Origin of the sequence: Clostridium autoethanogenum DSM 10061 (assembly GCF_001484725.1) — a bacterium.
Classification (GTDB): Bacteria; Bacillota; Clostridia; order Clostridiales; family Clostridiaceae; genus Clostridium_B; species Clostridium_B ljungdahlii.
Window position 1 is genome coordinate 1521606 of record NZ_CP012395.1, and the last position, 25310, is coordinate 1546915.

Annotated in this window: 18 protein-coding genes; 7 read left to right on the plus strand and 11 right to left on the minus strand. The window is 31.8% G+C overall.

Translation table 11 applies throughout. The features are described from left to right. Positions 1 to 20 precede the first annotated feature (20 nt). Entirely contained in the window at positions 21 to 6434 is a 6414-nt protein-coding gene (locus tag CLAU_RS06815) for a cell wall-binding repeat-containing protein (protein WP_013240140.1), read from the minus strand. Positions 6435 to 6834: 400 nt separating this feature from the next. On the opposite strand from CLAU_RS06815, the gene CLAU_RS06820 reads away from it, so the two are divergent. The 5 genes from CLAU_RS06820 to CLAU_RS06840 all read left to right on the plus strand — a co-directional run bounded on the left by CLAU_RS06820 (position 6835) and on the right by CLAU_RS06840 (position 11275). Then, positions 6835 to 7554, plus strand: coding sequence for a LytR/AlgR family response regulator transcription factor (locus tag CLAU_RS06820; protein WP_013240141.1), 720 nt, complete (start codon positions 6835 to 6837; stop codon positions 7552 to 7554). Next, complete coding sequence (locus CLAU_RS06825; protein WP_023162238.1) at positions 7551 to 8900, plus strand: sensor histidine kinase; 1350 nt, start codon at positions 7551 to 7553, stop codon at positions 8898 to 8900. Before CLAU_RS06820 ends, CLAU_RS06825 begins: the two co-directional genes overlap by 4 nt. A gap of 179 nt (positions 8901 to 9079) precedes the next feature. Continuing rightward, entirely contained in the window at positions 9080 to 9790 is a 711-nt protein-coding gene (locus CLAU_RS06830; RefSeq protein WP_013240143.1) for an ABC transporter ATP-binding protein, read from the plus strand. 1 nt (position 9791) lies between these two features. Then, on the plus strand, positions 9792 to 10478 hold the full coding sequence (locus tag CLAU_RS06835; protein ID WP_013240144.1) for a hypothetical protein: 687 nt from the start codon (positions 9792 to 9794) through the stop codon (positions 10476 to 10478). Next, positions 10475 to 11275 (plus strand): ABC transporter permease, encoded by an 801-nt coding sequence (locus tag CLAU_RS06840; protein WP_023162239.1) that lies wholly within the window; start codon positions 10475 to 10477, stop codon positions 11273 to 11275. The genes CLAU_RS06835 and CLAU_RS06840 overlap by 4 nt, the downstream gene beginning before the upstream one ends. A gap of 98 nt (positions 11276 to 11373) precedes the next feature. Here CLAU_RS06840 and CLAU_RS06845 read toward each other — a convergent pair whose 3' ends face one another. The 3 genes from CLAU_RS06845 to CLAU_RS06855 form a co-directional block, all read right to left on the minus strand. Then, positions 11374 to 11763 carry a carboxymuconolactone decarboxylase family protein gene (locus tag CLAU_RS06845; protein ID WP_013240146.1) on the minus strand — a complete coding sequence of 130 codons (390 nt, stop codon included), beginning with the start codon at positions 11761 to 11763 and terminating at the stop codon, positions 11374 to 11376. Positions 11764 to 11983: 220 nt separating this feature from the next. Next, the gene (locus CLAU_RS06850; RefSeq protein ID WP_023162240.1) at positions 11984 to 13822 is read right to left on the minus strand and encodes a serine hydrolase; all 1839 of its coding nucleotides are present in this window, start codon (positions 13820 to 13822) and stop codon (positions 11984 to 11986) included. Between the two features lie 348 nt (positions 13823 to 14170). Next, positions 14171 to 14728: a nitroreductase family protein gene (locus tag CLAU_RS06855; RefSeq protein WP_023162241.1), complete on the minus strand. Its 558-nt coding sequence runs from the start codon at positions 14726 to 14728 to the stop codon at positions 14171 to 14173. A gap of 242 nt (positions 14729 to 14970) precedes the next feature. On the opposite strand from CLAU_RS06855, the gene CLAU_RS06860 reads away from it, so the two are divergent. After that, positions 14971 to 15213 (plus strand): SHOCT domain-containing protein, encoded by a 243-nt coding sequence (locus tag CLAU_RS06860; RefSeq protein WP_023162242.1) that lies wholly within the window; start codon positions 14971 to 14973, stop codon positions 15211 to 15213. A 277-nt stretch (positions 15214 to 15490) separates the two neighbouring features. Here CLAU_RS06860 and CLAU_RS06865 read toward each other — a convergent pair whose 3' ends face one another. The 5 genes from CLAU_RS06865 to CLAU_RS20705 all read right to left on the minus strand — a co-directional run bounded on the left by CLAU_RS06865 (position 15491) and on the right by CLAU_RS20705 (position 18546). Further along, complete coding sequence (locus CLAU_RS06865) at positions 15491 to 16135, minus strand: ABC-2 transporter permease (RefSeq protein ID WP_023162244.1); 645 nt, start codon at positions 16133 to 16135, stop codon at positions 15491 to 15493. 105 nt (positions 16136 to 16240) lie between these two features. After that, positions 16241 to 16888 (minus strand): ABC-2 transporter permease, encoded by a 648-nt coding sequence (locus CLAU_RS06870; RefSeq protein ID WP_023162245.1) that lies wholly within the window; start codon positions 16886 to 16888, stop codon positions 16241 to 16243. Then, positions 16888 to 17745, minus strand: coding sequence for an ABC transporter ATP-binding protein (locus CLAU_RS06875; protein ID WP_023162246.1), 858 nt, complete (start codon positions 17743 to 17745; stop codon positions 16888 to 16890). The genes CLAU_RS06870 and CLAU_RS06875 overlap by 1 nt, the downstream gene beginning before the upstream one ends. 2 nt (positions 17746 to 17747) lie before the next feature. Beyond that, positions 17748 to 18122, minus strand: a complete 375-nt coding sequence (locus tag CLAU_RS06880; RefSeq protein WP_013240153.1) for a GntR family transcriptional regulator — start codon at positions 18120 to 18122, stop codon at positions 17748 to 17750. A 265-nt stretch (positions 18123 to 18387) separates the two neighbouring features. Continuing rightward, on the minus strand, positions 18388 to 18546 hold the full coding sequence (locus CLAU_RS20705; protein WP_023162247.1) for a hypothetical protein: 159 nt from the start codon (positions 18544 to 18546) through the stop codon (positions 18388 to 18390). A gap of 73 nt (positions 18547 to 18619) precedes the next feature. On the opposite strand from CLAU_RS20705, the gene CLAU_RS06885 reads away from it, so the two are divergent. Then, positions 18620 to 20257, plus strand: coding sequence for a recombinase family protein (locus CLAU_RS06885; RefSeq protein ID WP_023162248.1), 1638 nt, complete (start codon positions 18620 to 18622; stop codon positions 20255 to 20257). Here the strand turns inward: CLAU_RS06885 and CLAU_RS06890 are convergent. Continuing rightward, entirely contained in the window at positions 20244 to 20525 is a 282-nt protein-coding gene (locus CLAU_RS06890) for an ABC transporter substrate-binding protein (protein WP_023162249.1), read from the minus strand. The genes CLAU_RS06885 and CLAU_RS06890 overlap by 14 nt on opposite strands. A gap of 379 nt (positions 20526 to 20904) precedes the next feature. After that, entirely contained in the window at positions 20905 to 25200 is a 4296-nt protein-coding gene (locus CLAU_RS06895; protein WP_023162250.1) for a 2-hydroxyacyl-CoA dehydratase, read from the minus strand. Between the last annotated feature and the right edge of the window lie 110 nt (positions 25201 to 25310).

Sequence of the window (25310 nt, forward strand, 5' to 3'; positions counted from 1 at the left end):
TTTCTAAATTTATTTTCTTGTTACTTGCCAGTTATCTTTGATAAATCATTTTCAACGTCCTTGCTTACTGCTCCTGTTCCACCAAAAATAGTTACTTCTTTTAGCTTTAAGCTTTGCAAAAATAAATTTTCTTCATTACTTAAGCTAGTATTAATTAACAATATTGGTGCATTGCTATTTGCTGCATAAGTGCTTCCTGCTAACGCATCTGGAAAATTATTACCTGATGCTGCACATACTATATCTGCATTCGAACTAAAATACTTCGCAACATTAAGAGAAGTTTGAAATCTATCTGTTCCACCTATTCTCACTACCTTTGACTTATCTATACCTGCAGTTTGGACAACTTGATTTTCTACTGTATCACTTACAGCTCCTTGCAGCCCTATAATATATATCTTATCTGGTTTTATATCTGAAATCTTTTTTCTTACGTAATCAGATATTTCATTTTTTTTCACCAATAATATAGGGTACTGATTTGCCGCTGCTGCACTACTTACTGATATTGCATCTGGATAATTTTCTCCTGATACAATAATTACTGGTGTCCTTTCTTTTACTGCTAGCATATCATTAATTTTTGCATTCGTTTCATATCTGTCCTTACCACCTAATCTCTGGATATTCTTAAAGCCATCCGCCTCCAATTTTTCTTCTACATCTGGATCTACTGCACAATTTCCTCCAAGAATATATATATTTCCTGCTTGATCCATGTTTTCCTTCAAATAAGCTAATACTTTTTCTCTATCCTCCATGCTGTTTCCAACAAGTAGTATTGGTGCCTTTAGCTTATGTGCCAGTACACTTCCTGCTAACGCATCCGGATAATCACCTGACGATGCAAGTATTACATTTGAAACTTTATCCTTATAAGCTGCTTTAGCAATTGCTATAGCTGTATCAACCCTGCTTTGTCCTGATATTCTCTCTAATTGTACATTAGCTGGTGTTGATGATGAACCTCCACTGCCGCCTGATCCTCCACTTGAAGAAGATACCGATTTATTCATTTTGACATCAAATTTCACAATTTCCTGTCCTACAGAAATGGTAGGACTTGTATATTTGTCATATCCTTCTTTATCTACTGTTATATAGTAATCCGTATTAGGGAATACCATAAAGCCATACGCCCCACTAGCATCACTCACTTGTGGATTTTTATTTTTATTTGGCTTAAAATCATCTATAATTGGAAGCGATACTGCTGTATCTGGAGTTTTCCCATTTGCCTTGTTTCTATCTGTATTTGCATAATAAAGCGTTAAGTTTGCTCCATCAATTATCTTTCCTGTAACTGAATCCGTTATTATTCCATAAGGGTCAATTAGCGTACTAGTTATACTTACAGCTCCACTTTCAGAAACTTTTACATCAATCGTTCCAATAATAATCTTCTGACCATTGCCAACATCAAGCGTTACATTTATTTTTGATTGTGTACCATTTGCTAAATCTTTAACTTTAATAGTTCCATCCGATGACAATGTAACATTAGTATTTCCTGTTGTTGAAAAACTTAACCCTGAAATATCCGCTAAAGGTGATACTGTACCATCTGGTGTCCTTAATACTATAGCATCCTGAGACTTTACTGCCACAGTTTTAGTTCCATCTGTTTCTGTAGTTACTTGTGCTTTTATTCCCTGAACAGGTTTGCCAGAGTCATCTACTACACTACCTGTTGTTTCTACAGGTGTTGGGTCTGGTGGTACTATAGCATTTACAGTTACCGTATATGTCACCTTCGTTGTTCCATCTTCTGCTGTCACTACTATCTTATCTCCACTTACTACAGGATCATGCAATAATGCTTCGTCAAAGTTTTCATGGTATTCTCCCTTTGTCAGTGCTGCTATAAACTCTGCTTTTGTTGTCCCATACGGCACATTTGTTATTGTTTCATCTCCTGTTCCTCCTGCACTTACTGTGTAACTGCCTGATGTTACTGTTGCTACCGTGCTCTTCGCAGGATTCACTGTTACCGTATATGTCACCTTCGTTGTTCCATCCTCCGCTGTTACTACTATCTTGTCTCCACTTACTACAGTGTCTGATAACGCTGATACATCCCAAGTCTGATTTGCATTTCCTTTTATTAAGGCCAATTGAAATGCTGCTTTTAATGTCCCATAAGGTACATTTGTTATTGTTTCATTTGCTGTTCCTCCTGCACTTACTGTATAGCTGTTTGATGTCACTGTCGCTACCGTGCTCTTCGCAGGGTTCACTGTTACCGTATATGTTACCTTTGTTGTTCCATCTTCTGCTGTTACTACTATCTTATCTCCGCTTACTACAGGATCATGCAGTGATGCTTCATCAAAGCTCTCATGGGATTCTCCCTTTGTCAGTGCTGCTATAAACTCTGCTTTTGTTGTCCCATATGGTACATTTGTTATTGTTTCATCTGACGTTCCTCCTGCACTTACTGTGTAACTTGTAGATGTTACCGTTGCTGTAGTGCTCTTTGATGCTGTATGTCCGTCTGCTTCTACCGTTACATTCTCTATTGTTCCGCTGCATAGTGTCTTTAACCCATTTGCATCTACTGCTACCACTCCTACATATAAGTTTTCCCCTGCTGTCCAGTCAAAGGCAGCTGTCTGTATTCCTTTTGCTATACTTGTCTCTCCTGCCACTGTATCACTAACTTCTGGTGCAGCTCCTACCTTTGCTACTATTTCATAGTGATCTACTGCTGCTGTTATCGAATCTGTCCAGGTTACTGTTACACTACTTTTTCCATCATCATTTACTCCATTATCTGCACTTGTTGGCTGGTTTACAGTAAATACTTCAGGTGCTGTTGCCGCATTTACTGTTACTGTATACGTCACCTTTGTCGTTCCATCCTCTGCTGTTACTACTATCTTATCTCCAGTTGCTACCAGATCATGCAGTGATGCTTCATCAAAACTCTCATGGGATTCTCCCTTAGTAAGTGCTGCTATAAACTCTGCTTTTGTTGTTCCATATGGTACATTTGTTATGCCTTCATCTGCTGTACCTGCTGCACTTACTGTATAACTTATGGATGTCACTGTTGCTACTGTGCTCTTTGCAGGGTTCACTGTAATTGTGTATGTCGCTTTCGTTATTCCATCTTCTGCCGTCACTACTAGCTTATCTCCACTTACTACAGTGTCATGCAGTAATGCTTCGTCAAAACTCTCATGGGATTCTCCCTTAGCTATGGCTGCTATAAACTCTGCCTTTGTTGTCCCATTTGGTACGTTTGTTATTGTTTCATCTCCTGTATCTCCTGCACTTACTGTATAACTGTCTGATGTTACCGTTGCTACCGTGCTCTTTGCAGGATTCACTGTAATTGTAAATTCATGACTATCTGATGGTTCACACACTCCATCATCATTTACCGTCACTGTAAATGTTTTTGTTCCTGCTTCCGTTGGCGTTCCTGACAAAACTCCATCTTCTGAAAGGTTCAATCCTGCTGGTAGGTTTCCTGCTGTTACATAGTAAGTTTTGTTTCCTGTTCCCCCAGCTGCTGTAAATGTGTATTGAGTATACGGAACTCCTACTGTTCCTGCTGGCGGCAGGTCATCTATTCCTATTGTCACCGTCACTCCACTTACTGTTAAGGTTATGTTCTTGCTGTCTGATATTCCTAAACTATCTACCCAGCTGCTTCCATTCCAGCTTTGCTTTTTATAAGTTACAATTATTGTATAACTTCCCACAGTACCTGTTACATAATTTGCATTATAACTTGTCCCATTAAAACTAAAGCTACCACCTTTTCCTAATTCTGTAGATGTCCACGTATTTGGTATATATCTCTCGTCTCCAACTATTGATCCTGCCACTTCCTGTCTATCTCCTGATGCTGTTATGGTTATAGTTCCACCTGCTGTTATACTACTAGTACTTAAGTCTACTGTATTATTCGATGCATTTGCAGCAGTTGGTGCTGGATTCACTGTAATTGTGTATGTTACCTTTGTTGTTCCATCTTCTGCCATAACTACTAGTTTGTCTCCACTTACTATAGTGTCATGCAGTAATGCTTCATCAAAGCTCTCATGAGATTCTCCCTTAGTTATGGCTGCTATGAAGTCTGCTTTTGTTGTCCCATATGGTACATTTGTTATACTCTCATCTGCCTTTCCTCCTGCGCTTACTGTGTAGCTTGTAGATGTCACTATTGCTACCGTACTTTTTGCAGGACTCACTGTAATTGTAAATTCATGACTATCCGATGGCTCACACACTCCATCATCATTTACCGTCACTGTAAATGTTTTTGTTCCTGCTTCCGTTGGAGTTCCTGACAAAACTCCATCTTCTGAAAGGTTCAATCCTGCTGGTAGGTTTCCTGCTGTTACATAGTAAGTTTTGTTTCCTGTTCCCCCAGCTGCTGTAAATGTGTATTGAGTATATGGAACTCCTACTGTTCCTGCTGGCGGCAGGTCATCTGTTCCTATTGTCACCGTTACTTCACTTACTGTTAAGGTTACATCCTTGCTGTCTACTGCTCCAGCAATATCTTCCCATGCACTTCCATTCCATTTCTGCTTTTTATAATTTGCTGTTATTGTATAGCTTCCAGGTGTATCTGATTGGTATGATGATGTATAAATATCATCACTCAATTCAAAGTTTCCACTTTTACCTGATTCTGTAGACGTCCACGTACTTGGTATATATCTCTCATCACCAACTACTGATCCTGCTTCTTCCTGCCTATCTCCTCCTGCTGTTATTATTACTGTTCCTCCAGCAGCTATACTGTCTCCATCCAAACTTATTGTGTTATTCGATGCATTTGCAGCAATTGGTTCAGGATTTACTGTTACTGTATACGTCACCTTTGTCGTTCCATCTTCTGCTGTTACTACTAGCTTGTCTCCACTTACCACTGGGTCATGCAGTGATGCTTCATCAAAGCTCTCATGAGATTCTCCCTTTGTCAGTGCTGCTATAAAGTCTGCTTTTGTTGTCCCATATGGTACATTTGTTATACTCTCATCTGCCGTTCCTCCTGCACTTACTGTATAGCTGTCTGATGTCACCGTTGCTACATTACTTGATGAACTAGGGAAAAAATCATTTACATCTCCTGTAATAAAGCCATAACTCAAACTAGTGTTATCAAAATAATGAACCATTAATTTATCTGTTTGAGGTATAATTGGATATATGGTAATGCTATATTGATTTGCTGCATCTTTAAGATAATTTAGGCTGTCAATATCCATTTTACCTTTTGTCCATTGACTACTTCCTGCTTTCATGCCATAAAAGTATAGCCCGTTTATTTGCCAACTATCAGGATCATATACTTCCGAAATAAAATACATATTATCATTTGCATCAATTACTAGATCTCCAAGGTCTCCACAATTACAAGAAAGTATATCTTTAGCTTCTATGGGGGATGTTACCCATGCACCATCATCTCCTGTATTGAAAACGATTCCATTTCCCCCATTTAAACTATCAGTATACGCTAAGTATATATTACCTGCCGAATTCGTAACCGCACCATAAATATCATATCCACATCCTTTTGTAGAGCCATCAAGTATTTGATTGGGATTATCATATGGATAAGCAAGAGCATATACATCATTACCATTGCTTCTTGTTATAGTATAAATAATGCTAAATTTTCCTAAGGCATCACTGACAAGATACTTTATGCTTACTGATTCACCAGAAGATAAATTCAAGGGTAATTCTTTAACTTGTGACCACGTACTATTTGAATTTGCACCAGATTTAACAACGATATAGCTGTCTGAAGTATTATTACTATTTCTTTTTATATATGCTAAAGTAATATTACCAGAAGCATTTATTTGCATTTTAGTATATTCATACTGATAATGTGTAACTGAAAGTGACCCATCACTAAGAGCTTGTGTTTCAATTGCATTAAAAGATCCATCCCATGTTCCTGAATTTGTGTTGTATTTTCCAAAACATAGACCTTTATTGTATTTGCAATACAAATGATTGTCAGTATTGAGAACTGTTCCATTCTCAACAACTGCAATATTTAAAATTCCAGATGAATCTATGAGCATAGAAATTCCATCATAATAATCGCTATCTTGGTTTAGCCCTACTTTTGAGTTTAAACTAACAATACTTGTCCATATATTAGTAGATGGAACATATTTATATATCTTGTAGTCAATGGTACCAGAACCGCCTTTTACATTTCCTTGTACAGCAAAAGCACAATACATATCACCATTTGATGCTTTTGTAATTGCCATCGGACTTCCATAGTAAGAACTTCCCGAACCATAAATGTCAGAGGTTACGGATGCCTTAACCGGGTTATAATATATAAATGTTAGTAAAATAGCACTAAACATAAATAAAAAAACTCTCATTAAAGTAAAAAAATCTATTTTTTGCTGTCTAGATACTGTACTTTTTGTACAGTCCATATTAACACCTCTTTTCTATAAATTATTAGTCACCTATAATTTAAATTTGAATTCAATTTTATGATGTAAAAATAATTGTTGATTAAAAACCAATTCCTCTTAGAGCTTAATTGATTTTCCACCCTATTATTGAAAGTACATATTTTCATCATAAGTCGACTTTTTTTGCATATATTTATTATATCATGAAATTCTGATAATGCAGAAAATTTTTACTAGATATTAAATAAAAACTAATTATATTTATTTCTAAATTTAAACTTTTCAGATCATATAAAAAAATGATCTCAAAAAAAATTTCCCCCTAGATACTATCCATAGTACCTAATGAGGCAATCAATAATTAATTCACAAATAATGATATAATTATATTATCATTTGTGAATAAGCGAGGTATTGTATGCTGGAAATATTTATTTGTGACGACAATAAATCTTATAGAGATAAAATTAAACAAATTATTGAAAACACTATTTTGAGGGAATCTTTAGATTTGCATATATCCATCTGCACTGACAGCCCAATAGAGCTATTAAAGTATGTAGAAGATCATACAGCAACTGGAATTTACTTTCTGGATGTTGATTTAAAAAGTAATATGAATGGAATAAAGCTTGGTGAAAAGATAAGGGACTTAGACCCCTTTGGATTCATAATATTTACAACTATCCATATGGAAATGAGCTATCTTGTCTTTAAATACAAAGTTGAAGCAATGGACTATGTTGCTAAAGACGAAGATGATTTTAAAGCACGGGTAACAAGTTGTCTTATGAAGGCTTATAACATTTATACTAGAGAAAATCTTAGTGAAGGATATATTAAAGTAAATGAAGATTCTAGAATAATAAATATAAAGCTGTCTGATATCCTATTTATTGAGACAAGCAGTACCCCCCATAAGATAAGGGTACATGAGGAAAATAGACAAATAGAGTTTTATGGAAATCTTAAAGATATGGAGCAAAAACTAACTTCAAACTTTTACAGGTGCCATAAGTCCTATATTGTAAATAAAAACAAGATTGATGAAATAGATCTGAAAAATAACAAAATCATTATGGTAAATGGAGAAGAATGTTTTGTTTCTTTTAGATACAAGAGAGGCCTTATAAAATGATTATCAAAAAATTCCCTATAAGTAAGCTTTTTACAGACGTGATCTTCCCTTCACTGCAAATTAGTTTATTATGTTGTATTTCAATATACATATTATTTAAAGATAAAGTTACCTTAAATGTAATGAAAAAGTACTTTGTCATATCTTTTATAATTGGAATGGTGCTTCAAACTGGTTCATATACCATAATACTCCCTATCTTTACAATACTAATAATATTTTTATTAAAAAATAGTAAAGACATCAAAAGTACTATAGAAATACTCATAACCATTTTTACAATATACTTTATTAACATCATGTATAATGGAATTTTAAAATTAGATGTTTATAAAACAATATCTTTTAAAAATTACATTGTTGAACTCATAATTATTCTATTTTTTACACTTTTAATATATATAATTAAAAAGCATATTCCATGTAAACTTAGAAAATCAAGAAAAACTTCACTACAGCAAATAAGATATAGAATGATTCTAACTATAAGTATTCCTATAGCTTTAAGTATATTCTTTATTTATCCTCTGGTAGATTCAGTAAATTATTTTGGAATATATTTTATAACTGAATGCTATCTTCCTCTTGGAATTCCTCTTATTTCAATAATACTCATACTTATAATAATTTATAATTATGACAAGAGTTTAAAAATTGAAATTGATTTAAAAAGAGAAATTGAAGAAAAATATAGAATAGAAGAATATGCACATGTAGTTGAAGAAATGTACAGTGAAACGAGAAAATTCAAGCATGATTACATAAATATGCTTATTCCTCTTAAGGAATATATAGATACTTCTAATGTCAATGATCTCAAGGATTTCTTTTATGATAATGTACTCAACATAGACAAAGATATAAAGTGGAATAACACAAATATAGATAAGTTAAAACATATTAAGATACTGCCTTTAAAGGCCCTGATTTCTACAAAACTAATAAAAGCATTATCCTCAAGAATAAATATAAAAGTAGAAATAGTAGAAGATATATCTCAAATATATATGAACATAATGGATTTATGCAGGATACTTGGAATACTTTTGGATAATGCAATAGAAGCATCTATGAAATGTGATTTGCCTAAGCTATATTTCTGCATTTGTGTAAAAAAGGATTATGTAGTTATAGCAGTTCACAATAACTTTGGGAATACAAAACCAGTGATACACAAAATATATGAAAAAGGTTTTTCAACTAAAGGAGATGGAAGAGGCCTTGGCTTATATATCTTAAAAGATACTATAGATACAAAATACAATAATGTATTTATAAATACATCCGTTGAGGACAATATGTTTATACAGGAATTATGGATTAAGAATATACATGGGACATCCTAACTAGGGTGTCTTTTTCTTTAACGTAAATTTTTTAATCTTAACCGTATCAGCTTCTGCTATTTATGAATTCAGGACATCCTCTTTGGACTAATACATAAAATATGCACTAATACCTGTTAATATGTAATGGATGTTTAGGTTTGCAAACTAAAAATTAATCTTTTAAGAAAGGATAAAAAATGGAACCAATTTTAGAAGTAAAAAATTTAAGTAAATATTATAAAAATAAAAAAGTAATTGACAACATCAATATAAAGGTATTCAAAGGAGACATCTATGGTTTTATAGGTCCAAATGGAGCTGGAAAAACAACAACTATAAAAACTATTTTACGTTTACTAAAACCTTCAAGTGGTGAAGTCTTCATAGATGGCAAAAATGTATTTAAAAATGGAGAAAACAATCCTTCAGATATAGGAGCTATGATAGACTATCCAAGCTTTTACAACAACTTATCTGGATATAAAAATTTAATGCTCTATGCAAATGTCCTGAATCTAAGCAAAGAAAGAGTTTATGAGGTTTTGGAATTAGTAAAATTAATGGATGATAAAGATAAAAAAGTAAGCAATTATTCTATGGGAATGAAGCAGAGGCTTGCAGTGGCAAGAGCATTTTTATCAAAGCCCAAAATTGTAATATTAGATGAACCAACTAATGGCCTTGACCCGGAAGGAGTAAGAGATATGAGAAATTTAATTAACAAATTAGCTAGGGAAAATGATACAACTTTCATATACTGTTCTCACATTTTAAATGAAGTACAAAATATATGTAATAGAGTTGCAATGATAAATAAAGGCAGAATAATTATTGAAGATTCTATGAAAAATCTGCTTAATAGTAGTAACTCTTTAGAAGATTATTTTATGAAAGCAGTAGGACTTTAATATGATTAAAAATGAATTCATAAAATTTTTTACTCCTTTAAAAATATCAATATATGGAGGTATCATATTTATATTCATTTTATTAAATGATGTAATATTTGCAGATAAAACCGCAGGAATAGTTACTTTTCACAGCTTGCTTTATAGTGATATGTCTTCACTTATATTTATGCTTCCCATAATTTTAGCACCAATAGCTTCCGATATGATTACAAGTGATTATGAATCTGGCTGCATGAAATTTGTTGTAATTTATAAAGGCAAAGCAAAAGTACTTTTATGCAAAATAGTTTCTCTTATTTTAATAACAGGCATTATGATAATTTTTACATTTGCTATTTTAAATGTAATCTATATTTTCAAAGATTCAGTACATATTAATTTACTTTTAAATATAAAAATGGGATTGTTGTTTTTAACTGCGCTAATGCCAGTACTATTTATATATGTTTTAATTTCTATACTATCTAAAAACAGCACTATAATATCATTACTCGTATTTCTTTTAATTGTAATGTCGGACTTTATTCCCAAAGCAATTGGAAATATAACTCCACGAAGATTCTTATGGGAATGCCTTTTAAAAAATCAAACTGATAAATTTTCTATAATATTATTTTTAATATACATTGTAGTTCTTGTAATTTTAAACTTTAAGTTATTCAACAAAAAGGAGCTGATACATTGATACTCAAACTTTTTAAGAATGAAATCATCAAAATGCTGCATTCTAAAAATTTATATATACTTATAGGATTCTTGATATTCATGATTGCAGCAATATGTTATCTTATAAATTTAGATAAAGGACATATAATAAATAATACACCTATAACACGTAAATACAGCAATCAGCTTAAAATGGACATTTTAAATATGAACAGTGTAATTTTTTTAAAACAATTCAGGACAGAATTTATATTTAGAACAGTCGTACCCTACTTCGCATTTTTCATGACTGTATTTTCAGTTGGAATCTTTGGTGAAGATTTTTTTAGTGGAAATATGAAATACTTTGCAAGATTAACTAAAGACCACGTTGATGTATTTAAATCTAAAGTACTTATTATTATCTTTTATTCAGCACTAGTAGTTATTTTGACATTGATATTGGGATTTACCATAAGTGCCTTTGTTTTTAAATTGAGTTTTGATGGTTTAGAAAAAATTGTATTAATTTATTTATCTGCAATAATTCCAGTTGCTTCATTTGGATTAATCATAGGAATAATATCTTTGTTTTTTAAAAACACGACAATCAGTATAGCTATAGGCATTGTAAGTTCCATATTTTTAACTGTTTCAGACAGACTTACAATCACAAGTAATTTTTCTCCCATAGGAGTACTTGGTCTTATGGAGAAGTTTAGAGCTAACAATATATCGCTAATATCTTTGCTGATTGTAAATGGAGTATCTATTATATATTTGCTAGGTGCTTATTTCATAGGAAGAAAACTATTCAAAAATAAAGAATTTGTCTAAAACTTTTCTAATTATCTTTCAATCTTCAGAGTTTATACTAAAAAAGTACTTTAATCCATTATACTTACATGGTTTAAAGTGCTTTTGTGGTACTTGTCCTATTTTTCATCTTCCTTTATGGAGTTTATTTCTTCAAACCTTTTCTCTGCTGCGTTTATTGCCTCCACGCCTGCTTTACATAAAACATTAATACCTTTAACAATAGTTACAATCACAAATGCTTCTACTAATTCTTCCATAGTCAATCCTGCTTCTATGGCAGCAACGGCATGTGACTTTGCACCACTTACTTCATCATCTAAACTATCCAATATAGCAAAAATTAATTCTCTTGTTTTTTTAGGTAAATGTCCTTCTTGAACCGATTCACGCATGGTTAAATAACCTTTTAATCCATCAGGGCAATACTTAGATAGAGCTTTAGCAAAAGGCGGATCCCATTTTAATTCATTCTTATAATAATCAAGTATACTTTCTAAATCTTTCACAATTAATTCCCCCATTTTCATAATATATTATTTTTTCCTTTATTCTACATTTTCATTATAGTATAAAAGCTATTTTAAATATAGGATTTTCTAACTTAAAAATTAACTTATACGCAGACATATGAAAATCTAAAATTCAAAAAGCTGCTGACAAAATATTTTATCAACAGCCTTACTAATGCAAAATACTATATTACTTTATTTTTGTTAAGTTTAATTTTTAATTAATTTTATCACCATGATACTGCATTCCATAACCAGGTATGTTAATGGTAATACCTGTGACTTGTCCATCTGAATTTTTATCAAATGTAGTATCTCCATATAAAATTCTCATAAAGAATTTATCTTGAGATTCAGCAAAAAGCTCGTATTTTTGATTTGTTCCATCTGCTGAATAATAAAGGTGTCCCCCTTCATTTGTTATTGAAATATTTCCCATATCCGTAGATTTATATTTACCTACATATTTATTTAATATACTATCATCAAGTTTTATAACATTCTTTGCTTTAGGCATACTATAGTTATTTTTTCCAAGTGCTATATTTGAAAGAGCATATGTAAGTGGATTTATCGTATAGTATCCTGAATTTGTAAGTATGATTATACTTAAGCCTTTATCTGTATACCTTGCTATATTGCTTGTAAATCCAAGTACATTTCCATCATGAAAAACTTCATGACCATTATCTCCATCAGCTATCATCCAGCCATATCCATAGTAGATGCCGCTTCCTTTTGCCATTTCAACATACTTTGAAAATATTTTGTCCATAGTTTTCTTGCTTACAAGTTTTTCTGTATCAAGTGCCATATTCCACCTATATAAATCTTCTGTAGTAGAATATAAATTGCCTGCTCCGTGTACACCATCAACTATAATTTCATCACTTATTGGTGTTACATCCAAATATCCTTGATATCCACTTGAATTATACATTTTTTCTTTTCCTATATAGCCAATTCCTGTATCATTCATATTTAGTGGTTTAAATATATTCTTATTTAAATAATTTTCATAATTCATTCCACTTACTTTTTCAACTATATATCCAAGCAATAAATATCCCGAATTAGAATATTCAAATTGAGTGCCTGGTTTAAAATCAAGAGGTTTATTCTTAAAAAAGTTAATTGCAGTATTTATATTTTGTAAGTCTTCAGGCTTCATATTCAAAAATCCAGGCATCTCATTTAAACTTTTAATACCAGATGTATGGGTAAGTAAATTATAGATAGTTATTTCATCTCCACGCGGAAAATCAGGTACGTACTTTGAAAGTTTATCTTGTTCACTTAAGAGTCCCTTTTCTTCAAGCTGCATTATTGCCATTGCTGTAAATTGTTTTGTCATTGATCCTATCAAGAATCTAGTCTGAGATGTATTTTTAATATTTTGTTCAAAGTTTGCCATACCATACCCTCTATTTAAGAGTATATTTCCATCTTTAGCAACTAAAACACTTCCATGAAAGTTATCTGATTTTTGTAAGGCAGTTAAATAATCATCCAACTTTGCAGCAATTATTTTATCATTTGCATAAACTAATTGCTTATTGAAGCTATCTTCAGTATTTTTTTTCATATCAGATATTTTGACTATCTGAGTAGTACTGTCCCAATCAACTAATTGGTTAAATGCTTCACTAAAAAACTCAAGTGGTACAAAAACTTGTCCATAATTTACTATTGGAATTGTGGACAGTGTAATAGCCTTACCATTAGCAGTTACTTTCTCATCTCCACTTTTAAATGTAACATTTACATTAGAACCTTTTATTGTAATATTATTACCTTTAACCTGTAAAACAGCATCACTTCTAATTTGTTTAAGTATTGGAATAAGTGGCATCATAACTTTTGAATTTGAATTCACATATGGCTTTTGATCTAATGTAACTGTCTTATCATTTATCTTTACTACAATCGAACTAGTTTTAGATGCAGTTATATCTGTTACGGTCCCATCAATTGCTTGTGCACTTACAGGCGTTACAGCTGAATAAGTGACAAGAGTAAGCGATACAAGAAGACCTGATATACACTTTTTAATCATTCACACATCCATCCCTTCAAACTTTTGATTGAGGAATTGCATTTTACAAATCTGACTTACCTTCAATAAAACTCCCCCCTTATCAATATATCATTAAATGATATATTATAAATAAATCATATCATTTAATGATATATATGTCAATGTATAACTTCATTTCCTATATACCTAAATTATACCGTGATTTCGATAAGTAATATTAAAGAAAGTCTTAAGAAAAACTTAAGATTAATTCCACCATTTTTGGTGTATATTCTCTAACTTAAAAATCAACTTACACTTCGATATTTTTAATTATTAAAAATATCCCAAGTATAAGTTGACTTTTGTTTGGGAACTCTATAAATTTTACTTAGAAAATATTAAAGGTTTTTTTCTTTCTGGTGGAGTCATTTTAGTTTTCATATATCCCATGCTCATGGTAGAAACCAATTCATATTTCTCAGGTACCCCATGTTTTTCTTTAAATTCTTTTGTATTTAATAGAGCCTCTGCAAATCCAATCCAGCAAGTTCCAATTCCCATACTATGAGCTGCAAGCATAATATTTCCTGCTGCAAGACTGCAGTCATAAACATGCCAGTGAGATTCTTTATTTCCATAAATAACTAGTACTGTACCTGCATTATTAAATATATTATATTTAGGATTCTTTAACCAACTTTCATATTGACTTAAGTAGGGACATTTTTCCATATTGTTCAATAAATACTGTTTTGTAGCTTCAGATAAAGAATCTATTTCCTCTTTGTCCTGAATAACTACAAATCCCCATGGTTCAAGACCTGATCCAGTTGAAGCTTTTGTTCCAAGTTCTATAAGATTAGTTATAGTTTCTTTAGATATCACTTCATCTGTATATGCTCGAACACTTCTTTTGCCGCTAATACATTCTAAAACTTCCATTTTATTACCCCTTTCAACACCTGTTTTTTAACTCAACCTTCAGATATACAAAGTTTTAATTAATAGTTACTGTAAAAGTTGAGTTTTTAATAACCAGTATTCTATACTTCTAATTCCTTTATATGTTATTTTTCTTTTCTTGTCAATAAAAAATGTCAAAAAATTCATAGGAATAATTTTTATATATGATTCAAATAATTAAATTAGTAACTATTTTTCAATAAAAAACGAAGGTGATATCAATGATGGGTTATTATGGATATGGAATGATGGGATATGGCTGGGGACTTCTTATGATGATATGTATGATTGCCTTAACAACTTTAGCTGCTGTGGCTCTTATACGCTACCTTCATCAATCAAGCAAGCCAAATAACCAACCGTCTGGAAACAATAACGCCTTAAATATACTTAATGAAAGGTATGCCAGAGGAGAACTAACTGAAGAAGAATATAGAAACAAGAAAACACAAATTCAATCATAACATTATGTAAAAAATACCAGTAAAAATCACCTGGTATTTTTTAATTACATCCATATTATTTCTCTTTCGTCTTTTCTGCAAAAACTAATCTTTTCATTAATTAAATATTATGATTTATGGATAAATAGACATTTTATATAATTGATCATCGCACTCAAAGGATTGTTTGGAAAAAGCTTTTCCCCAAATAACATAAAGACAATTACAATAACTAATACCAATATATCTTTATAATCCATTTATCTTACACCTCCAAAATAGTAGCAAAATATTTCTTTTACATATCTTTATTGCTATATATTTTTAAAGATATGGAATAGGAAATCAGCATAGCTAAAATTGTTATTAAAAGTAATACAACAGGCAAATACTGCAAAATAATATGTATATACTGTACAGTTAAAGGGGAAAATCTTAATTTTGAGCTGCCAATAGCTACGCCAGCAGGTGCTAAAAAAACTAAAAATATAACAATACGTGATTTCTCCACTCCAAATTCATAAATAACAGGCAGCGTAACACTTATAAAAAAAAGCCCGCCTGCCATGGCTGCTCCATTGACTGTAAATATTTTTATGACATCTAAATTATGTTTATTAATTCCCTGAGCAAAACTCAGAGCTGTTGCCAATACTGCTCCCATAAAAATTACAATGATGGAAACCATATATTTTGAGAGGACTACATCTCTCCTTGTAACCGGCATGGTAAGTGCATATTTATCCCACTTTGCTGTATTGTCGTAGGACATAGTATTTACAACAAGTATACTTCCCAAAAGTATTATAAATACATTCCAAACTTCCATATTATCATTATCGCCCTGTAAAAAATATATTAAACTAAAGACCACAATTGCAATAAGCAAAGATCCTCCACCGTTTTTTAAGTTATACAAATCTTTCAAAATCAACCCATTCATTACTTATCACCCCTAATGTAAAATAACATGATACCCCTCTGTCATAAAAATTGCTACATATCTTTTAAAATCATATCAATATATAAAAATGGATAAATAAACATTTTACATATCTTTATTACTATATACTTTTACTGATATGGAATAGGAAACTACCATAATTAAAATTGTTATTAAAAGTAATATAACAGGCAAATACTGCAAAATAATGTTCATATATTGTACAGCTAAAGGGCTAAGCTTTAATTTTGCAAATTTAGATCTTCCAACCATTATTACAGCAAAAGGTATAATGAATATTACAAATATGAAAATACGTGATTTCTCTACTCCGAACTTATAAACAATAGGTAACATAAAACTTATAAATAGAAATCCTATTGCGAGAACAATTCCAGTAACTGTTAATATTTCCATAGCATCTAAATTATGCCTATAAATTCCCTGGGCAAAACACAAAGCTACCGCTATTGCTGCCCCTATAAGGCTTACTATAATAGAAACCAGATATTTTGAGAGGACTACACCTTTTCTTGTAACTGGCATAGTCAGTGCATATTTGTCCCACTTTGCTGTGTTGTCGTATGACATAGTATTTATTACAAGCATACTTGCTAAAAGTATTGTATAGCCAGTTAAAAACCCTATATCATTCTGTGAAAAAGATACAAAGCTAAACACTACAAGTATAAAAACTATACTTTTGCCATTGTTTTTTAAATTATATAAATCTTTTAAAATCAACCCATTCATTATTTATCACCCCTAATATAAAATAACATGACATCTTCTATAGAAGTGTTGTCCACCACAAGTTTTGGATGCTTCTTTATAAAATCATATTTGTCATTTATTAAAACCTCATACCCAAATTGATTTTTTCTGTAATTTATAAATTCTTCCTTAGAAAGATTATTAAAGTCTGAAGCTCCACACTTCAACATACCCATATTTTCTCTCAAATCATCCTTGCTTTTACTAAAAACTATCTGCCCCTCGTGAATAAAAGTAATATAATCTGCTATCTTGTCAAGGTCGCTGGTTACATGGGATGACAGCAAAATAGAATGTTCTTCATCTTGAATAAAATCCAAAAATATATCAAGAATTTCTTCTCTGGCAACAGGATCAAGTCCTCCTGTTGCTTCATCCAAAATCAGAAGTTTGGGATTATGAGCCAGTGCAACAGCAATACACAATTTCATCTTCATTCCCCTTGAAAATTCTTTTACAATCTTATCTTTAGGTACCTGAAATTTATCCAGATAATTGAAAAAAAGATTACTGTCCCACTGTTTATAAATCTTTGCCATAAATTTTGAAATGTTTTTTGCATTTAAAGTATCGTGGAAATTACTTTCATCAAAAACTACACCTATCTGTTCTTTTATATACTTTTCATCTTTTATATTGTCACGACCTAGTATTTTTATCTCTCCACTTTCCCTGCTAATCAAATTTAAAATAGCTTTTAATGTAGTAGTTTTTCCTGCACCATTCTCACCTATAAATCCTACGATACTGCCTTTAGGTACAGAAAATGAAACATTTTTCAAGCTAAAATTTTTATAAGTTTTGTTTAATCCCCTAACACTTATTGCTTCATCCATAATTATTCTCCTTTATATAATAATTTTAGAATATCTTCTAGTTCCTCATATCTAATGCCGCTTACCTTTGCAAGATCCACAGCTTTTTGTAAATGTTCTTCTGCAAGGCGCAGCTGTTCTTCTTTTATAATCTCCATATTCTTGCCTGCTACAAAACTTCCCTTTCCCTTTACTGTTTCAATAAAACCATCTCTCTCTAAATCTGTATAGGCACGTTTTGTAGTTATAACACTGATTCTCAGTTCTTTAGCCAAAAGTCTCATGCTTGGCAGGGCATATCCTTCAGGCAAGGAACCACTTATAATCATGTTTTTTATTTGGGCTGATATTTGTTCATAAATTGGCTTATCGCTGGAGTTGCTTATGATGATATCCAACTAATCACCTCTTATCCTAAATTATGTATTTCATGTATATTGTATATATCATATATATACAATATATTAATATGTACGCTCTGTCAATAGAAAAACTAAAAAAATTCTCTACTACAATTATTACACCGTAGTAGAGAATTCCTTTTTATTTACTCATAAGTTTGGAAACTTCATCTTCAATTTCACTGCTTACAGCACCTGTTCCTCCTAAAATGTTGGTACCTTTTGGAGTATTTTTTATATAAGTTCAAATAAATTTTTATACTTAAATATTTTCTTCTTCAAGCATTCCCATAAGTTCATTTAAATCATCAAAACTCAATATGCCTTTAAGATAATTAAGTACTATCTTAGCTTCAACAACCTTTAATTTTTCCACAGCCTCTTTTGTTTTTGGATAATTAACTATAACTTTTATGGTCATAACCATACCCCTTTTAGCATTTTTACCATAATATGAGATTAATTTTAAAAGGTGATTAATATTATATAAATAGATGGGGGTGATAATCATAATAAGAGCTGCCATATATTCAAGGAAATCAAAATTCACAGACAAAGGTGAGTCCATAGGAAACCAGGTAGAGATGTGCCGGCAATATTTAAACAGGATGTATAACAATATTGAGGAAATAATGGTATACGAAGATGAAGGCTTTAGTGGTTCTAATGTTAAAAGACCTCAATTTCAAAAATTAATATCAGATATAAAAAAGAGAAAATTTACTCACTTAATATGCTACAGACTTGATAGAATATCAAGAAATGTAGCTGATTTTGCAGGTACTCTTGAAATTCTAAATAAATATAATGTATCTTTCATCTCTATTAAAGAACAGTTTGACACATCTTCCGCTATGGGCAGGGCCATGATGAACATAGCTGCAGTATTTGCCCAGCTGGAACGAGAAACCATAGCAGAAAGAGTACGGGATAATATGCTGGAACTTGCTAAAACAGGTAGGTGGCTTGGAGGTACTCCACCTCTTGGATTCAAATCTGAACCTGTAAAATATGCGAATTCTAATGGTAAAGGGAAAAAAATGTTTAAGTTAAGCAGTGTACCAGCTGAAATAAATCTTGTAAAATTTATTTATAACCTATATTTGAGTAAAAAAAACTTTAGTTCTACCGCAAGTTATCTTTGTAAAAAGGAGTATAAAGGTAAAAATGGTGGAGAATTTTCTCGTGGAACTGTACAGCAAATAATACTAAATCCTGTATACTGTACAGCAGATGAAAAAATATTTAGCTGGTTTAAAAGTAAAGGAGCTATAACTTGTGGTATTCCTGATGGAAAGCATGGACTTATGGTATACAATAAAAAAGCAGGAGGTAAAAAAGAAAACCCTATAGATAAATGGATTGTATCTGTTGGCAAACATAAAGCCATTGTCAGTTCTGATATATGGGTAAAGTGTCACAATATACTAGAAGAAAGTAAGAAAAAATCTTCTCCTCGCTGTGGTACTGGCAAAAAATTTTTGCTTTCAGGAATGATTATTTGTGGTGAATGCGGCTCAGGCATGTCCTCCTGGTCTCATTACAATAAAAAGAAAGATTTCTTAGAACGCTATTACAGATGCAACTTAAAAAATAGAGCCAGCAGCAGATGCAAAAATAAAATGTTAAATGCCTACAAGGCAGAAGAATACGTAGAAAAATATTTTTTGCATTTGGATATATCTGCACTTTTACGTATTTATAAATCAGATCCGTCAAATAAGGTAAACAAAGATGCATCAGAAAAACAAATGCTTAGATTAAAAAAAAAGATTGATGCTAATAACAAAATTCTTAAGGGTTTGATTAAAAAATTCTCCCTTCTAGATGACAATATAGATATTTTACAAATAATAAAAAAAGAAATGTCTGATATAAGAAAAGAAAATGTGGATTTGGAAAATAAAATAACTAAATTATCAACTTCTACAAATTCAACTGTCTGTTCTAAGAAATTTTTAAATTCAATAAAAGATCAGCTTTTGGATTTTAAAAAGTTCCTTGCTTCAATGGATATTGACAGTAAAAAATTGCTTTTAAACTCTTTAATAAAAAATATAATATGGTATGGTAAAGATGAAGTTTTACAAATAAATCTTATTGGATGTGATACTAGTATTAAGAAGACGTAATTTCACGGATTGCGCCTTCTTGTGTTTTTGATATGGCAGCTTCTGCACCCTGACCTGTTGTTAGATCTATATTTATACCCTGTTCTTTAAACATTCCCTTATTTATTGCCACATACATAGGTGCATAAAATACAGACCTTGCTACCTCGTTCAATTTTACTGTAACTAATGCCTTGTTATCTTTCTTACCACCACATCCCGTAAAAATAGTAACTATAAATATAAAGGAGAGTAAAATACAACCTATGCAAAACTTCTTTCTAGTCATAAAATCCTCCAAAAAACATTAATATTTATATTATTAATATGAAGGATACTACAATTATGTTAAAATGTTTAGAAATTCTATCATCTCTATAGAGTTTCTAATTGAACGCTCTATATATTTATGAGGGTTTCTAACTTAAAAATCAACTTATACGCAAGCATATTTTTACAATAACGAAGCTCTTTTAAATATTTTGCATATAAGACTTAGTAAAAAATTCGTAAAAAATCTAAGGACTTTCGAATTGTTTGAGGTACGAGTTTTCAAAAGTCCTTAGATTTTAGAATTTTTTGCTTAGCCTTATCAAAACATTTAATCGAGCTGAGGGCTGTAAAAAATATGTGAAGTATACGTTGATTTTTTGATTAGAAACCCCATATTATTTAGTTCCACTTTGAGCAAGTGCTGCTTGAGGTACTAATTTTTCTTTTGGTTTTTGGACTGAAGTTTCATTTGCCATAGATTTAAATGCCACAGACAACATAAGTTTTAATCTATTTAGCTGATTTACCTCACTTGCTCCTGGATCATAGTCTATAGCAGCAATATTACTTCCCTTGTATCTTCTCTTTAATTCCTTTATCATTCCCTTACCTGTTACATGATTAGGCAGACATGCAAAAGGCTGCATACATACGATATTTTTTGTTCCACTTCTTATAAGCTCTATCATTTCAGCTGTCAAGAACCAACCTTCACCCGTTTGATTTCCTATAGAAAGCACTTCAGAAGCATATTTTGCCAGTTCCTCAATGTCTGATGGAGGAGTGAACCTTTTACTATTTTCAAGTGCTTTTCTCATATGCCTTCTAAAATATTCAATGCATTTAATTGCCCATTTATTTATGATATTGTCCTTATAACTTCCATCTAAATATTTATATTTGAATTCAGCATCATAAGCACAATACAAAAGAAAATCTGTCAAGTCGGGAACTACTGCTTCCGCACCTTCTTTTTCCAAAACATCTACAATATTGTTGTTAGCTGTAGGATGGAACTTAACTAATATCTCTCCTACTACTCCAACTTTAGGCTTTTTAACTTTATTTAATTCAAGATTGTCGAAGTCTTCTACTATGCTGTATATATTTTTTTTAAATTCACTGTGACTTCCACTTTTAACACTTTCCTTACATTTATCGACCCATTTTCTATAAAGAGTATTTGCAGATCCTGGTATCTTTTCATAAGGCCTTACCTTGTACAGCACTCTCATAAACAAGTCTCCATATAAAAGCGCAATCATAGCCTTATTTACAAGTCCAATGGTAATTTTAAATCCTGGATTTTTTTCTAATCCCACTGTGTTTAGGGATATTACAGGTATATTTTCCATACCAGCTTCTCTAAGTGCCTTTCTTAAGAAACCTATATAGTTTGTAGCCCTGCATCCTCCCCCTGTTTGAGAAATTATTAAAGAAGTATTATTTAAATCATATTTTCCAGATTTTAATGCCTCTATCATTTGTCCAACTACTATTATGGAAGGATAGCAAGCATCGTTATTTACATATTTAAGTCCCTCATCTACTGCTTTCTTATCTACAGAAGGTAACACCTCCAGGTTATATCCAGATGCTTTAAAAGCTTCCTGCAGAAATTGAAAATGTATAGGTGACATCTGAGGACACAATATAGTATGCTTTTTCCTCATTTCTTCAGTAAACAGTACCTTTTTATAATCAGTTCCAACTTTATGAGGTTTAAAACCAGATTTATCTCTCTCTTCAATAGCTGCCTTAAGAGAACGCATTCTTATTTTAACAGCCCCCAAATTACTACCCTCATCAATTTTAAGTACTGTATATATCTTTCCGTATTTATTTAATATTTCCTGAGTTTGATCTGTAGTTACTGCATCTAATCCACAGCCAAAGGAATTTAATTGTACAAGTTCTATATTGTCCTGTTTAGCCACAAAACTTGCTGCAGCATATAATCTAGAATGATATACCCACTGATCTACTACCCTTAAAGGTCTTTCTACTACTCCAAGGTGTGCCACAGAATCCTCAGTAAGTACTGCCATACCGTAAGATGTTATTATATTAGGTATGCCATGATTTATTTCCGGATCAATATGGTAAGGTCTTCCTGCAAGTACTATGCCCTTTTTGCCTGTATCTTTAAGATATCTTATTACTTCTTCACCTTTTGACCTTATATCATTCTTTACCTTTCTACTCTCTTCAAAAGCTTTTGCCACTGCAGAGGATATTTCCTTTTGAGGTATATTAAACTCTTTAAGTTCTTCTCCAAGTCTCTCTGCCAGCTTGGGTTCGTTATTCAAAGACAAGAATGGATTTTTGAAATTAATATCTTTCTCCTTTAGTATATCCATATTGTTTTTTATAACTTCAGGATAAGATGTTACTATAGGACAGTTATAGTTATTATCTGCCTCTTGTTGTTCTTTTTTCTCATAAGGTATACATGGATAGAATATAAAATTTACTCCTCTATTTATAAGGTCCATTATATGTCCGTGGACCATCTTTCCAGGGTAGCAAACTGACTCAGAAGGTATTGTTTCTATTCCAAGTTCGTAAATTCTCTTTGATGAACGAGAAGATATTTCTACTCTAAATCCCAGCTCAGTGAAAAATGTAAACCAAAATGGATAATTTTCGTATAAATTTAACACTCGAGGTATCCCTACTATCCCTCTTTTTGCCTCGCTCTTTTTAAGAGGAATGTAATTAAATATTCTTTTATACTTATAGGCAAAAACATCAGGCACATCTTGACTTTTACGTTCTAATCCTGCACCTCTTTCGCACCTGTTTCCAGATATAAATTCTTTTCCATCGGAAAATTTATTTACAGTTAAAAGACAATTGTTAGCACACTTTCCACATCTTCTCATAGATACTTCTGATGTGAAATTGCCTAGTTCATTTTCACTTAAAAGTGTACTTTCACACCCAGCCTGATGTCTTTCCTTTGCAATAATTGCAGATCCAAAAGCTCCCATAAGCCCTGCTATATCAGGTCTTACTACTTCCCTGCCAGATATGATTTCAAAGGCTCTAAGTACAGCATCGTTATAAAAAGTTCCCCCTTGTACTATTACCTTTTCTCCAAATTCTTTTGAATTTCTCATCTTTATTACTTTAAATAAAGCATTCTTTATAATTGAATAAGAAAGTCCTGCAGATATATCTCCTACTGAAGCTCCTTCTTTTTGAGCTTGTTTAACTCTCGAATTCATAAATACAGTACACCTGGAACCCAAATCCACAGGTTTTTGGGAAGTTTCTGCAGCTTTTGCAAAGTCTTCTACACTCATATTAAGTGATTTAGCAAAAGTCTCTAAGAAAGATCCACATCCAGATGAGCAGGCTTCATTTAAAATTACGCTGTCAATTACCTTGTCCTTAACCTTCAAGCATTTCATATCCTGTCCACCAATATCCAGTATAAAATCTACTCCAGGTTGGAAAAATTCTGCTGCCTTATAGTGGGCAATAGTTTCAACTTCACCTATATCCACATGCAGTGCTGCTTTTATAAGATTTTCTCCATAACCTGTAACTGCTGAACCTACTATATGTGCACCTTCAGGCATCTTTTTGTATAGATCCTTTAATATTCTTACAGACGACTTTAAAGGGCTGCCTTCATTACCTTTATAGAAAGAATAAAGTAAATTTCCTTCTTCATCTATAAGTGCCGCCTTAGTTGTAGTTGATCCTGCATCTATTCCAAGATAACAGTTCCCTCTAAATGTATTCAAGTTCGCTCTTTTTACCACACTGGTACTATGTCTTTTCTTAAACTCATTTAATTCGTTCTCATCTTTAAATAATGGCCTTATGGTTTGTATTTCATCTGCTGAAGAATTGCTTAAATTAGGAAGCCTGTCTACTAAATCTTCAGCAGAAATAACTTTTCCATTTTTAGAAGAAATAGCTGCTCCAAGTGCTACAAACAATTGAGGATTTTCAGGAAAAATCACCTGCTTATCCGTAAGCTTTAAAGTTTCTATAAATCTTTTTCTAAGTTCTGATAAAAAATACAGCGGTCCACCTAGAAATGCCACATTACCTTTTATAACTTTTCCACAAGCAAGTCCACTTATTGTCTGATTTACAACTGATTGAAATACAGATACTGCAATATCTTCTTTTGCAGCTCCCTCATTTAAAAGAGGTTGTATATCAGTTTTGGCAAATACACCACACCTTGCTGCTATAGGATAAATCACTTTGTAATTTTTAGCTAATTCATTTAGTCCCTGCGCATCTGTTTGAAGAAGAGATGCCATTTGATCTATAAATGCACCAGTTCCACCTGCACAAGTTCCATTCATTCTTTGATCAATTCCACCATCAAAAAAGGTTATCTTGGCATCTTCACCGCCTAATTCTATTGCAACATCCGTCTCCGGTATAAATTGTTCTATAGTATTAGTACAAGCTACTACTTCTTGAATAAACGGTATGTCAAGCCACTTAGATACAGATAACCCACCTGAACCCGTAACCATTACAGTGATATTTGAATCCTTTAATTTTTCATAGGCATCTTTAATAACTTTAGCTATAGTACTTTTTATATCAGAAAAATGTCTTTGATATTTATGATATACTATACTATCTTTAATATCTGATATAACTATTTTTACTGTAGTTGAACCTACATCAAGACCTACATGAAATAAATTTTTCATAAGCAATCACCTTTTAATAAAATAATAATTTGAAATAGTACATTGATATTGTAATATATTTTCACTCAACAATAAACAGGAAATAATAGCTTTTATCCATATGCTTTATA

Excerpts from the sequence above, each read along its gene's own strand:
- CLAU_RS06875 (WP_023162246.1), bottom strand. The coding sequence starts at position 17,745 with ATGGATGAAGCAATAAGTGTTAGGGGATTAAACAAAACTTATAAAAAT.
- CLAU_RS06825 (WP_023162238.1), top strand. The coding sequence starts at position 7,551 with ATGATTATCAAAAAATTCCCTATAAGTAAGCTTTTTACAGACGTGATC.
- CLAU_RS06820 (WP_013240141.1), top strand. The coding sequence starts at position 6,835 with ATGCTGGAAATATTTATTTGTGACGACAATAAATCTTATAGAGATAAA.
- CLAU_RS06870 (WP_023162245.1), bottom strand. The coding sequence starts at position 16,888 with ATGAATGGGTTGATTTTAAAAGATTTATATAATTTAAAAAACAATGGC.
- CLAU_RS06860 (WP_023162242.1), top strand. The coding sequence starts at position 14,971 with ATGATGGGTTATTATGGATATGGAATGATGGGATATGGCTGGGGACTT.
- CLAU_RS20705 (WP_023162247.1), bottom strand. The coding sequence starts at position 18,546 with ATGACCATAAAAGTTATAGTTAATTATCCAAAAACAAAAGAGGCTGTG.
- CLAU_RS06890 (WP_023162249.1), bottom strand. The coding sequence starts at position 20,525 with ATGACTAGAAAGAAGTTTTGCATAGGTTGTATTTTACTCTCCTTTATA.
- CLAU_RS06830 (WP_013240143.1), top strand. The coding sequence starts at position 9,080 with ATGGAACCAATTTTAGAAGTAAAAAATTTAAGTAAATATTATAAAAAT.
- CLAU_RS06815 (WP_013240140.1), bottom strand. The coding sequence starts at position 6,434 with ATGGACTGTACAAAAAGTACAGTATCTAGACAGCAAAAAATAGATTTT.
- CLAU_RS06885 (WP_023162248.1), top strand. The coding sequence starts at position 18,620 with ATGGGGGTGATAATCATAATAAGAGCTGCCATATATTCAAGGAAATCA.
- CLAU_RS06850 (WP_023162240.1), bottom strand. The coding sequence starts at position 13,822 with ATGATTAAAAAGTGTATATCAGGTCTTCTTGTATCGCTTACTCTTGTC.
- CLAU_RS06855 (WP_023162241.1), bottom strand. The coding sequence starts at position 14,728 with ATGGAAGTTTTAGAATGTATTAGCGGCAAAAGAAGTGTTCGAGCATAT.
- CLAU_RS06835 (WP_013240144.1), top strand. The coding sequence starts at position 9,792 with ATGATTAAAAATGAATTCATAAAATTTTTTACTCCTTTAAAAATATCA.
- CLAU_RS06865 (WP_023162244.1), bottom strand. The coding sequence starts at position 16,135 with ATGAATGGGTTGATTTTGAAAGATTTGTATAACTTAAAAAACGGTGGA.
- CLAU_RS06895 (WP_023162250.1), bottom strand. The coding sequence starts at position 25,200 with ATGAAAAATTTATTTCATGTAGGTCTTGATGTAGGTTCAACTACAGTA.